The organism is Enterobacter sp. A8, assembly GCF_004296595.1.
GTDB lineage: Bacteria > Pseudomonadota > Gammaproteobacteria > Enterobacterales > Enterobacteriaceae > Enterobacter > Enterobacter cloacae.
In genome coordinates this window covers 60,064-74,636 of record NZ_SCMF01000001.1, presented here as the reverse complement: position 1 = coordinate 74,636, position 14,573 = coordinate 60,064, and the positions used below count along the sequence as shown (strand labels likewise).

Sequence of the window (14,573 nt, the reverse complement as noted above, 5' to 3'; positions counted from 1 at the left end):
TAAGTTTCAGAACGACAATCACCTGCTTCTGAGGCGCGAATGATACTGGATACCTTTACTCTTTCAGGAAAAGTGGCCATCGTCACCGGATGCGATACCGGTCTGGGGCAAGGCATGGCCATCGCGCTGGCACAGGCGGGCTGCGATATCGTGGGCGTAAACCGTAAAGCGCCTGAGCAAACAGCGGCCAGCGTGACGGCGCTCGGCAGACGGTTTACGGCCATTCGGGCCGACCTCGGCCAGCAGGCGAGTCTTCAGGGTGTTGTGGAGCATGCCGTGGCTGAGATGGGGCGCGTCGATATTCTGGTGAATAACGCCGGGACGATTCGCCGGGAAGATGCGCTGGCGTTCACGGAAAAGGACTGGGATGAGGTGATCGACCTCAATCTGAAATCCGTCTTCTTCCTCTCACAGGCCGTGGCAAAGCAGTTTATCGCCCAGGGTCAGGGTGGGAAAATCATCAACATCGCCTCAATGCTCTCCTTCCAGGGCGGCATCCGCGTGCCCTCTTATACCGCCTCAAAAAGTGGCGTGCTGGGGATCACCCGTCTGCTGGCGAACGAGTGGGCGGCGCATGGCATTAACGTCAACGCTATCGCACCGGGTTACATGGCGACCAATAATACGCAGCAGCTGCGTGATGACGAGCAGCGTAGCCAGGAAATCCTTGACCGCATTCCTGCCGGGCGTTGGGGCGTACCGGAAGATCTGCAGGGCCCGGTGGTGTTTTTGGCCTCCGCCGCCTCAGACTACGTGAACGGCCATACCCTGGCCGTCGACGGGGGCTGGCTGGCGCGTTGACCCGCTTTGTGACAAAGAGTTACACCGTCACCTCTTTCGCCTACTGTATAAAAACCCTATACTGTATGAATTGACAGTTTCCTGGGTTTTATCATGACGGCGGAAGGCCACCTGCTTTTTTCCATTGCGTGCGCAGTATTTGCCAAAAACGCTGAGCTTACCCCCGTGCTTGCACAGGGGGACTGGTGGCATATTGTTCCTTCTGCCGTGCTGACCTGCCTGTTGCCCGACATCGACCATCCTAAATCTTTTCTTGGGCAACGCCTGAAGTGGATCTCAAAACCTATCGCCCGTGCGTTTGGCCATCGCGGGTTTACGCACAGCCTGCTGGCCGTGTTTGCCCTGCTGACGCTGTTCTATTTAAAAGTACCTGAAAGCTGGATAGTGCCCGCCGATGCCATTCAGGGCATGGTGCTGGGCTATTTGAGTCATATTCTCGCCGATATGCTGACGCCTGCTGGCGTGCCGCTGCTGTGGCCCTGCCGCTGGCGTTTCCGCCTGCCTATTCTCGTTCCCCAGAAAGGGAATCAGCTTGAGCGCGTGTTGTGCATGGCTCTGTTCGCCTATGCCGTCTGGATGCCGCAGACATTGCCCGAAAACAGTGCAGTGCGCTGGTCATCTCAGATGATCAATTCGCTGCAATTTCAGTTCAATCGCTTTATTCATCACCAGATTGAACAGTAAACCAGCAAAATTATCGCATTTGTCATAACCCATTCCATTTGGATATAAGCGCGACATCACACTTCTGCTAACCTTGCGCCAACAGGACCGGTAAAAACCGGCCACATAATAAATCAGGAGAACGGGGATGAATTTTCCACTCATCGCGAACATTGTCGTGTTCGTTATATTGCTATTGCTTCTCGCCCAGGCGCGTCACAAACAGTGGAGCCTGGCGAAGAAAGTGCTGGTGGGTCTGGTCATGGGTGTCGTGTTTGGCCTGGCCTTACATGCCGTCTACGGCTCCGATAGCCCGATACTGAAAGACTCCATTCAGTGGTTCAATATTGTCGGTAACGGCTATGTCCAGTTGCTGCAGATGATCGTCATGCCGCTGGTATTTGCCTCTATTCTGAGCGCTGTTGCTCGTCTGCATAACGCTACGCAGTTGGGTAAAATCAGTTTCCTGACCATCGGTACGCTGCTGTTTACCACGCTGATTGCTGCGCTGGTGGGGGTGCTGGTGACCAACCTGTTCGGCCTGACCGCCGAGGGTCTGGTTCAGGGTACAGCTGAAACCGCGCGCCTGACCGCAATTCAGACCAACTACGTGGGTAAAGTCGCTGACCTGACGGTGCCGCAGATGGTGCTCTCCTTCATTCCGAAGAACCCGTTTGCTGACCTGACAGGCGCCAGCCCAACTTCCATCATCAGCGTGGTGATTTTCGCTGCCTTCCTGGGCGTGGCGGCACTGAAACTGCTGAAAGACGATGCGCCGAAAGGCGAGCGCGTGCTGACCGCTATCGATACCCTGCAAAGCTGGGTGATGAAGCTGGTTCGTCTGGTGATGCAGCTGACCCCTTACGGTGTTCTGGCACTGATGACCAAAGTGGTTGCTGGCTCTAATCTGCAGGACATCATTAAGCTTGGCAGCTTCGTTGTCGCCTCTTATCTGGGTCTGGGCATTATGTTTGTCGTACACGGCATTCTGCTGGGTGTGAACGGCGTAAGCCCGCTGAAATACTTCCGTAAAGTCTGGCCGGTGCTGACCTTTGCCTTCACCAGCCGTTCCAGCGCCGCATCTATTCCGCTGAACGTCGAAGCGCAGACTCGTCGCCTGGGTGTACCTGAGTCTATTGCCAGCTTCTCGGCCTCCTTTGGTGCCACGATTGGTCAGAACGGGTGTGCGGGTCTCTACCCGGCGATGCTGGCCGTGATGGTTGCGCCAACGGTTGGGATCAATCCGCTGGATCCGGTCTGGATTGCTACGCTGGTCGGTATTGTCACCATTAGCTCCGCAGGCGTTGCGGGCGTGGGCGGCGGTGCTACCTTCGCCGCGCTGATTGTTCTGCCTGCGCTGGGCCTGCCGGTGACGCTGGTGGCCCTGCTGATCTCCGTTGAACCGCTGATCGACATGGGGCGTACCGCACTGAACGTGAGCGGCTCAATGACGGCCGGTACGCTGACCAGCCAGTGGCTGAAGCAGACCGACAAAGCCATCCTGGATAGTGAAGACGACGCCGAGCTGGCGCACCGTTAATCATTGAAAATAAAAAAACCGCCATCAGGCGGTTTTTTTATACGTGTTATTTTTCAAACTTCTTCATCCTGTCGAATTTGTACCGCCCACCGCTGGGCCGCTTCCGGCACGGTAAACACCGGGGAACGACGGAAATGCTCGCCAATCAGCACAAAGGCCACATATTTGCCACGTAACTGCCAGACATCGCGATAGCCATCCACCTTCAGCGCATGTTCAGGGGGAGCGGGTTCGACACGGGGCACGTAGCTAATAACCTGGCGATTTTGTTGACGAAGAGGTTTCATAAGCGACTGGTTCATTAAAGCACATTCTGAAAGCAGGAAATTTCTATGATAGCCGATCCTGCCCCCACGCGTCGCGTCTTGCGTGTGGTGGACCGCCTCTTTTACTAAGGCGGTGTCTGAAAAAGCTGAGTTCGCCTGCCCTTTCCGTACATTGTTCTATAGTTAACAGGGTTTTTTAGGAATGAATAAAGGAGAAGCGTGCAATGTCGAACAAAGATAACACACATCAATCACCCATTCATGGCACTGAAGAATCACAGCCGGGTATGGACTCCCTTGCACCTGAAGATGGCTCTCATCGCCCTTCACCGGGTCCCTCAGCCCCTGGCGAGCAGCCGACCGCGCCCGGTAGTATGAAATCGCCGGACACCGGCAATGAGAAACTAAAATCACTCGAGCCACACCGCAAAGGCGGAGAAGGCTATGCGTTGACCACCAATCAGGGGGTGCGCATCGCTGACGATCAGAATTCCCTGCGCGCGGGATCCCGCGGACCGACTCTGCTGGAAGACTTCATCCTGCGGGAAAAAATTACCCACTTTGACCATGAGCGTATCCCGGAGCGTATCGTGCACGCGCGCGGTTCCGCCGCTCACGGCTATTTCCAGCCCTACAAGAGCCTGAAGGAAATCACCAAAGCTGACTTCCTTTCAGACCCGGATAAGATCACCCCCGTGTTTGTGCGCTTTTCCACCGTGCAGGGTGGCGCAGGTTCGGCTGATACCGTGCGAGATATTCGCGGCTTTGCCACCAAGTTTTATACCGAAGAGGGTATCTTCGACCTGGTCGGCAATAACACCCCAGTCTTTTTCATTCAGGATGCGCATAAATTCCCTGACTTTGTCCATGCGGTAAAACCGGAGCCCCACTGGGCCATACCGCAGGGACAAAGTGCGCATGACACCTTCTGGGACTATGTCTCCCTGCAACCCGAGACGTTACACAACGTGATGTGGGCGATGTCTGACCGCGGGATCCCGCGCAGCTATCGCACCATGGAAGGGTTTGGCATTCATACCTTCCGGATGATCAACGCCGAGGGCAAAGCGACGTTTGTCCGTTTCCACTGGAAACCGGTCGCCGGGAAGGCCTCACTGGTATGGGATGAAGCCCAGAAGCTGACCGGGCGCGATCCGGACTTCCATCGCCGCGAGCTGTGGGAATCCATTGAAGCGGGTGACTTCCCGGAATATGAGCTGGGGTTACAGCTGATCCCGGAAGAGGACGAATTCAAATTCGATTTTGACCTGCTGGATCCGACCAAACTGATCCCCGAGGAGCTGGTGCCGGTTCAGCTGGTGGGCAAAATGGTGCTTAACCGCAACCCGGATAACTTCTTTGCCGAGAACGAACAGGCGGCTTTCCACCCCGGTCATATCGTCCCGGGCCTGGATTTCACCAACGATCCGCTGCTGCAGGGGCGACTGTTCTCCTACACCGATACGCAGATCAGCCGACTCGGCGGGCCGAACTTCCATGAAATTCCGATTAACCGCCCCACCTGTCCGTACCACAATTTCCAGCGCGACGGGATGCATCGTCAGGATATCGATACCAACCCGGCCAACTATGAGCCGAACTCCATCAACGATAACTGGCCGCGTGAAACGCCTCCTGGCCCGAAACGGGGTGGATTTGAGTCGTATCAGGAACGTGTGGATGGCAACAAAATCCGCGAGCGCAGCCCGTCATTTGGAGAGTATTACGCCCACCCTCGCCTGTTCTGGAACAGCCAGACACCGATTGAGCAGCAGCATATTATCGGCGGCTTCAGCTTCGAACTGAGCAAGGTTGTGCGGACCTACATCCGCGAACGCGTTGTCGATCAGCTGGCACACATTGATATTCAACTCGCCCAGAGCGTGGCCGATAACCTCGGCATTACGCTGACGGATGAGCAACGCAATCTTGCCCCGCCAAAAGAGGTCAACGGGGTGAAAAAAGATCCGTCGCTCAGCCTGTACGCGGTGCCGGGAGGCTCGATTAAAGGCCGGGTGGTGGCGATCCTGCTTAACGACAAAACCCGCGCCAGCGACGTGCTGGGGATCATGCAGGCGCTGAAAACCAAAGGCGTACACGCCAAATTGCTCTACTCCCGAATGGGTGAAGTGACTGCCGATGACGGGTCAGTGCTGCCGGTTGCCGCCACCTTTGCCGGTGCGCCATCCCTGACGGTGGACGCGGTGATTGTGCCGTGCGGCGATATTGCCAGCCTGCTCAGCAACGGTGACGCGGTCTATTATCTGCTTGAAGCCTATAAGCATTTGAAACCGATCGCCCTTTCCGGTGATGCGCGACAGTTTAAAGCACGCCTGAACGTGGCCGATCAGGGTGAAGACGGGATTGTGGAAGGCGATAACGTCGACGACGCGTTTATGACGAAGCTGTTTGATCTGCTAGCCGCGCACCGCGTCTGGTCGCGTAGCAGCAAGATTGACCAGATACCGGCGTAAAAAAAGCCGGGTGGCGCTTGCGCTTACCCGGCCGACATTTCGACTGGTTTTGTAGGCCCGGTAAGGCGAAGCCGCCACCGGGCTTTGTCTTAAAGATCTCCGAAAGTCCCCAACCGATACCCGCGCTCGGCAATCGCGTATTTCAGCGATGGCGACGTCAGCACCTCCAGCTCCGCCAGGCGCGGCCAGCAGTAGGCGCTCTTACGGACGGTGTTATCGACAAACGCAGGATGCGCCATCACCTCCAGCGACCGCTCCCCCCGGGCTGTGGAATCATCCAGCACCTTCAGGAACAGCGCTTCGTCGATCTCCTCACCGTAAAATGCGCTGCTGAACCCCTCCGTTGTTGTCACGGCAAAGTCCGGCAACCCGCGCACGTCGCGATCCACGCGCATCGCCACGCCTTTACGCTGAGCAAAATCCGCAACGAGCGGGAAAATCGCCGGGATCATATGCACATGATGATGGCTGTCGATATGGGTTGGTTCGCGACCAAAGAGGTCAACAAAACGGTTGTACTGACAGTCCAGCTCGCGGGCAATCTCTTCGAGCGGCAGCGCGTCCTGCTCCGCCAGTTCCCAAATCCATTTCCCGAGTTGCCCGTCACGCGTCAACTCCGGCATCGGTGAAAGCGGCCTCCCCAGCGTCAACACAAAATGCATGCCCACGCCCAGCTCAGGCGCTTCACGGCTCAGCTGCGCCGCGTGCTCTATCGCCTCTCCATTCACCAGCGCGGTGGTCGAGGTCACCACACCCCGTCGGCAGGCTTCAACAATGCCGTAGTTTTGCCCCTTAGACAGGCCAAAATCATCAGCATTGACGATCAGCAGGTTTTCCATCGCACGTCCTCTTAACGGTGTTGGTGCTTGAGCTTCTCAACCGTGGCGGCAAAGTTTGGCAGCCATTTTTCATGCGCCAGTATCATCTCGCTGGCCAGCCCTTCCGCATCGCGGTCGGAATGCACCAGCGGGCTGAGGTTCAACGCCAGCAGCACATCATTCAACTCACCGCTCAGCGCAGCGTTGCTGGCCGCCACTTCAAACCCTTTGATGGTATGGATGAGCCCCATCACTTTGTCATCAAAGTGGGTAATACGCGGATGCGGTTTTGCCCCCTCACGGCCCAGGATACAGGTCATCTCTACGGCCCAGTCGGCCGGGATATTGTCGATATGGCCGTGGTGCGGCACATTGACGTAGTGCTCAGCCTGCTTGTCATTGTAAATGGCGTTGATCACTTCGCACGCCGCGTCGGAATAGTACGCTCCACCGCGCTGTTCAAGCTCTTTCGGCTTCACGTTCAGGTTTGGATCTTTATACAAATCAAACAGCTGCTTTTCAACTTTCTGCACAACCTGAGCGCGGGCACCGCCTTTATAGTACTCGCCCATTTCGATGGCCAGCATCTCTTTCTGCTTGAAGTAGTAAAGCAGATACGAGCACGGCAGCAGATTCAGGGAACGGATGAGCCCTTCGCTGAACGGCAGGTCGAAGATATTTTTCACCGATGCAGCGGTCAGGTGGCCGGAAGCCACGCCGTCCAGCAGTTCAGCAAAGCGAGACTGGCCGTTGACTATCACATCTTTGATGAACACCATGTGGTTAAGGCCAAACAGATCGATAGAGAGATCGTCGTTGTCGGTCAGCTCCAGCACGTCGCGGATGAACATCTTCATGCCAATCGGAATATTGCAGACGCCGATAAAACGCTTGAAGCTGGTATGGCGGTAGACCGCCTCGGTGACCATCCCGGCCGGGTTGGTAAAGTTAATCACCCATGCGTTCGGGCAGATCGCCTGCACATCTTTGATAATGTCGAAAATGACCGGGATGGTGCGCAAACCTTTAAACAGGCCGCCCGCGCCGTTGGTTTCCTGTCCCAGGTAGCCGTGGCTCAGCGGAATGCGTTCGTCCAGTTCACGCGCTTTGAGCTGGCCCACGCGCAGCTGAGTGGTAACGAAGTCAGCGTCCTGCAACGCCAGGCGACGATCGAGGGTTTTATGCACGGTTAAGGGCACACCGGCTTTTTCAACCATCCGCTGGCACAGGTCAAAAATAATATTCAGCTTTTCCTGCCCTTCTTCAACATCCACCAGCCATAGTTCACTGACCGGTAATTCATGATAACGTTTCAGGAAACCTTCCAGTAATTCCGGGGTATAGCTGCTGCCGCCGCCAATGGTCACGACTTTTAATTTCTTTTGCATAACATCTCCCTTAGCGTATCAGGTTAATCGCCTGCAAGGTATAGCGGACTCTTCCCGCTATTTGGGCAAGCAATCAAGTCAATATTCGTGGCGAATAAACTCGCCAGGCACTAATTAATTACCGTCAAATTCTTCCGGTAACTGTTTGGTGTGAATGAGGTAAATTTCTTAAAGGTTTTAATAAACAGGCTGGGGCTACTGTAACCGGACTCATAAGCAATATCGGTGACAGAGTAGTTGGTAATTTCCAGCTGTTTTTTGGCAAAATTAATGCGGATTTCATTAATAATTTGCACGGGTGTTTTACGATAATAACGCTGTGTCGCCCGGGTCAGGTATTCCTGGGATTTTCCGGACAGTGACACCATATTTTCCAGAGCATTCTCGCTGAACTGCCCTTTGTCGTGCATCAACTCGACGGTACTGCGCAGCCATTGCGGAATGTCGTCGCTCACCTGCTGCTCTTCGCGGTGATGGCGAAAGCGGTTCATCACATAGAACGTCACGGTTTCAATAAATTCATCGAACTCATTGTCGCGGAAGTTGAGCGAGGCGATCACCGTTTCGATCCAGGTCATAAATTCGTTTTTCACGCGATAGACCTGTGACGCCACAAAGCAGAACGGCACCAGCGGCAGATAGTGTTTCTCAAAGAAACGTCTGCTGACGCCAACATTCAGAATACGGGTGGCCCCAAATTCGTAAAAGCTCTGGTGATAAGATCCCATCGGCAGGAAAACAAAATCACCGCGCTCCAGCAGGACACGCTTGCCGTTAATCTCCTGATAGTAGCGGCCGGTCAGAACAATCGTGAACTCGTAGTAGTCATGCTGATGCAGACCACTGGCGCTCTCCGTCTTGTTGTAAATAACCACGTGAAAATTCTTGCCATTAAACAGCTGCTGTTCAAGTGCGGTTTTAATTTCCATCGTGCTGACCTCCTGCTACTCAGTCTGACTTACTGCAGCTTCTCGTGAAGCTCAATTAACTCTGCCACCAGCTCGCGTGCCAGCATCGAGGTCATCAGGTGATCCTGTGCATGCACCAGCACCAGGCTGACTTTCATCTTCCCTTCCCCCTGGTCGCCTTCGATAAGCTTAGTCTGCACCAGGTGCGCTTCATTCAGCGCGATACGGGATTGATCCATCATGGTCTTAGCGGCGGCAAAATCGCCCTGCTTGGCCTGCTTCAGGGCGGCATACGCCAGGCTACGTGCTTGCCCGGAGTTGATGATAAGCCCCATCACCACTTCTTCCAGATCGCTCTCTACGGCGTCTTCGGCTACGATACTATCCAAATCTAACATCTTTAAGCTCCTTTTCGCTGGCGCGGGTTACCCCGCGCCAGGCAATATTTAGAATTTCAGTGCGAGGGCGATATCCTCTTCGCTCTCTTCTTCATCAATCACGGTCGCGGCTTTGTTGGCTATCGCCACGAATGGCATGTAGAGCAGTGTTGCAATCCCGAGGTTGAATATCGCCAGCAGGAAGGCCGCGACGCTACCGTTAGTGTTGAAGAACGCCCCCAGCCCCGCCGGCATGGTCCACGGCGCAATGTTGGTAACAGGCGGGATAATGCCCAGGTAATAGGCCGTCAGAGTGATCCCCGCCAGCAGCGGCTGAATCAGGACGAATGGAATGAACATCACCGGGTTCATGATGATAGGCAGACCAAACAGAATCGGCTCGTTAATCTGGAAGATGCCTGACGGCAGCGCCAGCTTCGCAACCTGACGATGGTCAGCGCGACGAGAGACAATAAAGACCGCGATGATCAGACCCAGCGTCGCCCCGGTACCCCCCAGGAAGATATAAGAGTCCAGCATCGGCTTCGCCCACACATGGAAGGTTTTACCGGCTGCCAGCGCCGCATCAACGGAGCCGTACTGCTGATAAAGTGCAACGTTTTCCAGTGCCCATGGGGTCATGATACCGCTGTCCAGCGCGGCCAGTGCCAGTGAACCATGTACGCCGAAGAACCACAGCAGGGAGGTGAAAATCACGTACGCCCAACCGACCACGCCACCCATCGACGCCAGCGGCGTAGAGATAGAGTCCATGATGATCTGGTGGAAGTTTGTGCCCCAGTGAGAGAGCGCCCAGGCAATAATCCCCATGATGGAGAGAATAATGAAGCCTGGAATCAACGCGGAAAATGAACGGGAAACGGAGCCCGGTACGCTATCCGGCAGGCGAATTACCCAGTTGCGACGGATAATAAAGGTGAACATCTCGGCAACCACCAGACCGATAACGATACCGGAAATAATGTTTGCCCCACCCAGCCAGTTGGCACCCACAGCATAAGCTTCACCCACGCTGTATGGGGTGACGGTCATAAAGGCGGCAACGGACAATAACCCCGCGGCCAGCGGATCCACCTTACGTTCTTCGGCTAATGCCATCCCAATAAAGAAAGGCGCCATCAGCGACATAATACCCAACGTACCGTTATATACGTTGCCGCCGATGGCTTTAAAACCGTTAAGGGTTTCAATGGTTGAAGCGTCTAACCGAATTCCTAATGAATAAAAAAAGGAACCTTCACCAAAGCTCAGAAAAACGTTGTTAATTAAAACGAACATTGCCCCGGCCAGCGTCAACGGCATTAATTTAATAAAGCCGTTTTTGATGGCGTTAACGTGAGGCTGCTTTCCTATTTTAACAGCAAAAGGAAGGAGTACCTTTTCAAGTGAAGCGATGACTTTACTCATAGGAAAATACCCTTAAATGCCGCAACGTATGTCGCGGCGTATTGTGTGTGAAATAACTCTTTGACGGGAAAAATAAAAATTAATTAGCAGCTTTTTTAATTGCTGCCACAGCAGCTTTCAGTACACCTAAACCATCAATCTTACCGTACAGCCCTGAGTCGATAACCTCGACCGGTTTATTCGGTAACAGACGTTGAATTTCTGGCAACATGTAAGCGATCTGCGGACCCAGTAAAATAACATCTGCGGTCTGGCCTTTTTCACCCGCCAGCGTTTCCGGGAACGCTTCGATCACCACCGGCACTTCATACTTTTCGGCCTGTGCACGCATCTTCGACACCAGCAGTGACGTTGACATGCCTGCAGAGCAGAACAGGTAGATATGTTTCTTTTCCATCATGATTTCCCTCTTTTATGACTACCTGCCGTCTCGCTATCACTCGACTCGCTCTCCTGGCTGACAGGTAATGTGCTGACTGTTGTTTATCGTTGGAGTGAGTATACGTAATGGTACAGAGGGGGGATAATTCTGCACAGGCCTAAATTGTCTCTCATTGACCTGGCTTGTTGACTACCTTCACATTTCAGGCAAATAATTCGCGCAAAGAAATAAGATTTACGTATGCATAAAAAAACCGGCCCAAAGGCCGGCTTGTTAACATCCTCAGGCAAGCAGGGTTACTGCGCCTTAGGTGCCTGCGGATCGGTATCGTATTCTGCACAGGTCTGGTAACCGGAATTGATGACGTGACCGGTGTCATCCAGAGCAACAAAGTAGGTTTCTGCCTTACCATCACGTTGACCCAGGATATAGGTCTGGCAGGTACCACGCGCGTGGATCATGGTCACTTCTGACGAAGGCTTACCGGCAATCGCAGCCACCTGCGAACGGGTCATGCCTTTTTTGACATCTTTCACTACCGGCTGTGTAAACTGATCTTTGGTGCGATCGTAAGCCGTACACCCTGCCAGCATAGTCAGTACCGCCGCTGCGCTAAGAATTCCTGCTACGTTCTTGTTCATATTCCGTCCTCTTGTTTATCAGCATGTTATCTAAGCATGGGATAAAAAGTACTATTGTTCAACTTTGCGAGTTACGCCAGACGAATTTCGGAAAATTCTAATAAAACAACGATAAGCTGCTAAAACGCCGCAAAATAGCGCACTCGAAACTGTGATCCTTGTCGTTTTACGCCTGAAGGGTTAGTTTTAACAGTTAACACATTCTGTTTATGGTCTGCATATGGAGGGCGTGATGGCTCTGCAACACGAGATTATTCAGGCGCTGGGCGCGAAGCCTGCGGTAGATGCAAATGAAGAGATCCGCCGAAGCGTTGATTTTTTAAAATCCTATTTAAAAACGAACTCGTTTCTGAAAACGCTGGTACTGGGCATCAGCGGCGGGCAGGACTCGACGCTGACCGGCAAACTCTGCCAGATGGCCATTTCAGAGCTGCGCGAAGAGACGGGAGATGAAGCGCTGCAGTTTATCGCCGTGCGTCTTCCGTATGGCGTGCAGGCAGACGAACAGGATTGTCAGGATGCCATCGCCTTTATCCAGCCAGACCGCGTATTGACGGTCAATATCAAAGGATCGGTGCTGGCGAGTGAACAGGCGCTGCGTGAAGCGGGCATTGAGCTGAGCGATTTTGTGCGCGGCAATGAAAAAGCGCGCGAACGTATGAAAGCGCAGTACAGCATTGCGGGCATGACCAAAGGCGTGGTTGTCGGGACCGATCACGCGGCAGAAGCCATCACCGGTTTCTTCACCAAATATGGCGACGGGGGCACCGACATTAACCCTATCTTCCGTTTGAACAAGCGTCAGGGTAAACAACTGCTGGCTGCGCTGGGCTGCCCGGAGCATTTATACAAGAAAGCGCCAACGGCGGATCTGGAAGACGATCGCCCTTCCCTGCCGGATGAAGCGGCGCTCGGTGTGACCTATGACAACATCGATGATTATCTGGAAGGCAAGAAACTGGACGAGAGTATCGCGAAGATTATCGAAGGCTGGTATCTGAAAACCGAGCACAAACGCCGCCCACCCATTACCGTGTTTGACGATTTCTGGAAGAAATAAAAGCAAAACGGTAACCCAGGTTACCGTTTTTAGTGTTTGCGCCCTCTCCCGAGGGAGAGGGTTGGGGTGAGAGCATCAGGCGACCCGGCTCTTTTTTAACCACCCCACACCTGCTACACTGTATACCTGAACAGTATATGGAGTCGTATGTGAGCAGGCGTCAATCTGCCCCGCGTCTGGAGTTTGAAGCGGCGGCTATCTATGAATATCCCGAACATCTCCGCCCCTGGCTTGAGGAATTACCTAAACAGCCGGGCGTGTACATCTTTCATGGCGAAAGCGACACCCTGCCGCTCTATATCGGCAAAAGCGTCAATATTCGCAGCCGGGTGCTGTCCCATCTGCGCACGCCGGACGAAGCCGCCATGCTCCGCCAGTCGCGACGCATCAGCTGGTATCCGACGGCAGGGGAAATGGGAGCGCTCTTACTGGAAGCCCGGCTGATCAAAGAGCAACAGCCCTTGTTTAATAAGCGTCTGCGCCGCAATCGTCAGCTCTGCTCGCTGCAGATAACCGCGGGCAAACCGCAGGTTGTCTATGCGCGCGACGTCGATTTTTCGCACGCACCGAATCTGTACGGCCTGTTCGCCAACAAACGTGCTGCGCTACAGGCGCTGCAAACGCTGGCGGACGAGCAGCAGCTTTGCTATAGCCTGCTGGGGCTGGAGGCCACCACCCGTGGACGCGCCTGTTTCCGCTCTGCGCTCAAACGCTGTGCGGGGGCCTGCTGCGGCAAAGAGAGCGTCGAGGATCATCACGCCCGGCTTCTTGGCGGGCTGGCGGCCATCAGCGTGAAGTGCTGGCCATGGGAAGGGGCCGTTGCGCTAAAAGAGGTGGGAGAGACGATGACGCAGTACCACATTGTTCATAACTGGTTCTGGCTGGGGGCGGTCGATAATCTGCAGGAGGCCGCCACCCTGTTACGCACACCCGCCGGCTTCGACCATGATGGCTACAAAATTCTCTGTAAGCCCGTGCTGACCGGCGAGTTTGACGTTATTGTGCTTAATGACCAGGCAGCCAGTTGATTTCGCTGAATAATAACCTGCCGTGCGATTCCAGCAAACGCAGGGTGTGGGTTCCCTCCTCCCAGCTCGCGCCCTGATCGGCTGTCAGCAATTTATCCCCCAGCTGCCACGCACCGCTTAAGACGAAGACTACACCCCCGCGTGAGCCAAAGGTAGTGAAGGTGCGGTCTGCCACCCGCACTTTCGCCTGGCAGCAATCCCGCCGGGTCATGATGTTGAAGTCCATCGACATCTGCCCGTCGCTTAACAGCGCTTTTACCGGCTGGTCGCCGGAAAAACAAAAGGGCTGATGGTGCTTCAGGGTATGGCAAAACGCCTGACCGGCATCCAGCGTCACTTCCCCCCCTTCCAGCAGGGTGATAACCCGGTCAACACCGGGAAAGGAGGAGAATTCGCCATTGCTGGCGATGGTCGCAATGCTGGCACGCCAGAAAAAATCGCGCGTCGCGGGAGGAAAACAACAAATTTCGCGCGTCTCACCAGCACCATTGCGCCAGAGACTGACCGGCATTTTACGGATATCAAAGAACTCCATCACCACTCCTGAATGGCGCAACGAGCGCCAGGGCAAGGATATCGCTATCGTTGCTGTCTTGTTTGTTATGATTGAATAGTTACAGACGTAGTATCGGCAGCAGAGCGGGCAAGCCTTAGCGGGACGCTGATAAAAAATCTAACGTCATGAATTCTCTGAAGCGATGACAGGAGAATACCGCGCCTGTTGCGGCAGACAAGAGGGTAAGAAAGAAAAAACCGCCGGTCCTGTCCACAGCATTTGCGCTTTTGTAGACAGGATCCC

Annotated in this window: 15 protein-coding genes; 6 read left to right on the top strand and 9 right to left on the bottom strand. The window is 54.4% G+C overall.

The window, feature by feature from the left end:
* Positions 1-39 precede the first annotated feature (39 nt).
* From kduD to tcyP, 3 genes are all read left to right on the top strand, one after another.
* Positions 40-801, top strand: coding sequence for a 2-dehydro-3-deoxy-D-gluconate 5-dehydrogenase KduD (gene kduD, locus EQV24_RS00385; RefSeq protein ID WP_130626007.1), 762 nt, complete (start codon positions 40-42; stop codon positions 799-801).
* Between the two features lie 93 nt (positions 802-894).
* Positions 895-1,485 carry a metal-dependent hydrolase gene (locus EQV24_RS00380; protein WP_095453129.1) on the top strand — a complete coding sequence of 197 codons (591 nt, stop codon included), beginning with the start codon at positions 895-897 and terminating at the stop codon, positions 1,483-1,485.
* 127 nt (positions 1,486-1,612) lie between these two features.
* Positions 1,613-3,004: a cystine/sulfocysteine:cation symporter gene (gene tcyP / locus EQV24_RS00375; RefSeq protein WP_038419159.1), complete on the top strand. Its 1,392-nt coding sequence runs from the start codon at positions 1,613-1,615 to the stop codon at positions 3,002-3,004.
* A 53-nt stretch (positions 3,005-3,057) separates the two neighbouring features.
* On the opposite strand, the gene cedA is transcribed toward tcyP, so the two are convergent.
* Positions 3,058-3,306 (bottom strand): cell division activator CedA, encoded by a 249-nt coding sequence (cedA, locus tag EQV24_RS00370; protein WP_071829998.1) that lies wholly within the window; start codon positions 3,304-3,306, stop codon positions 3,058-3,060.
* 188 nt (positions 3,307-3,494) lie between these two features.
* Here cedA and katE point away from each other — a divergent pair, with 188 nt between their 5' ends.
* The gene (katE, locus tag EQV24_RS00365) at positions 3,495-5,744 is read left to right on the top strand and encodes a catalase HPII (RefSeq protein WP_038979915.1); all 2,250 of its coding nucleotides are present in this window, start codon (positions 3,495-3,497) and stop codon (positions 5,742-5,744) included.
* An 89-nt stretch (positions 5,745-5,833) separates the two neighbouring features.
* On the opposite strand, the gene chbG is transcribed toward katE, so the two are convergent.
* The 7 genes from chbG to osmE form a co-directional block, all read right to left on the bottom strand.
* Complete coding sequence (gene chbG / locus EQV24_RS00360; RefSeq protein WP_045902856.1) at positions 5,834-6,583, bottom strand: chitin disaccharide deacetylase; 750 nt, start codon at positions 6,581-6,583, stop codon at positions 5,834-5,836.
* An 11-nt stretch (positions 6,584-6,594) separates the two neighbouring features.
* A complete protein-coding gene (locus tag EQV24_RS00355) occupies positions 6,595-7,950 on the bottom strand; it encodes a 6-phospho-beta-glucosidase (RefSeq protein WP_130626006.1) in 1,356 nt (451 codons plus the stop codon).
* 110 nt (positions 7,951-8,060) lie between these two features.
* The gene (chbR, locus tag EQV24_RS00350) at positions 8,061-8,879 is read right to left on the bottom strand and encodes a transcriptional regulator ChbR (protein ID WP_130626005.1); all 819 of its coding nucleotides are present in this window, start codon (positions 8,877-8,879) and stop codon (positions 8,061-8,063) included.
* A 29-nt stretch (positions 8,880-8,908) separates the two neighbouring features.
* Positions 8,909-9,256: a PTS N,N'-diacetylchitobiose transporter subunit IIA gene (chbA, locus tag EQV24_RS00345; RefSeq protein WP_058651486.1), complete on the bottom strand. Its 348-nt coding sequence runs from the start codon at positions 9,254-9,256 to the stop codon at positions 8,909-8,911.
* A 48-nt stretch (positions 9,257-9,304) separates the two neighbouring features.
* Positions 9,305-10,663: a PTS N,N'-diacetylchitobiose transporter subunit IIC gene (chbC, locus tag EQV24_RS00340; protein WP_013097022.1), complete on the bottom strand. Its 1,359-nt coding sequence runs from the start codon at positions 10,661-10,663 to the stop codon at positions 9,305-9,307.
* 79 nt (positions 10,664-10,742) lie between these two features.
* Positions 10,743-11,060 (bottom strand): PTS N,N'-diacetylchitobiose transporter subunit IIB, encoded by a 318-nt coding sequence (chbB, locus tag EQV24_RS00335; RefSeq protein ID WP_013097023.1) that lies wholly within the window; start codon positions 11,058-11,060, stop codon positions 10,743-10,745.
* Positions 11,061-11,341: 281 nt separating this feature from the next.
* Positions 11,342-11,686 carry an osmotically-inducible lipoprotein OsmE gene (gene osmE, locus EQV24_RS00330; RefSeq protein WP_003857836.1) on the bottom strand — a complete coding sequence of 115 codons (345 nt, stop codon included), beginning with the start codon at positions 11,684-11,686 and terminating at the stop codon, positions 11,342-11,344.
* A 232-nt stretch (positions 11,687-11,918) separates the two neighbouring features.
* Here osmE and nadE point away from each other — a divergent pair, with 232 nt between their 5' ends.
* Positions 11,919-12,746 (top strand): ammonia-dependent NAD(+) synthetase, encoded by an 828-nt coding sequence (nadE, locus tag EQV24_RS00325; protein ID WP_013097024.1) that lies wholly within the window; start codon positions 11,919-11,921, stop codon positions 12,744-12,746.
* A gap of 149 nt (positions 12,747-12,895) precedes the next feature.
* Entirely contained in the window at positions 12,896-13,774 is an 879-nt protein-coding gene (gene cho / locus EQV24_RS00320; RefSeq protein WP_013097025.1) for an excinuclease Cho, read from the top strand.
* Here cho and ves read toward each other — a convergent pair.
* On the bottom strand, positions 13,752-14,309 hold the full coding sequence (gene ves / locus EQV24_RS00315; RefSeq protein WP_013097026.1) for an environmental stress-induced protein Ves: 558 nt from the start codon (positions 14,307-14,309) through the stop codon (positions 13,752-13,754). The two genes, cho and ves, sit on opposite strands and share 23 nt — an antisense overlap.
* Between the last annotated feature and the right edge of the window lie 264 nt (positions 14,310-14,573).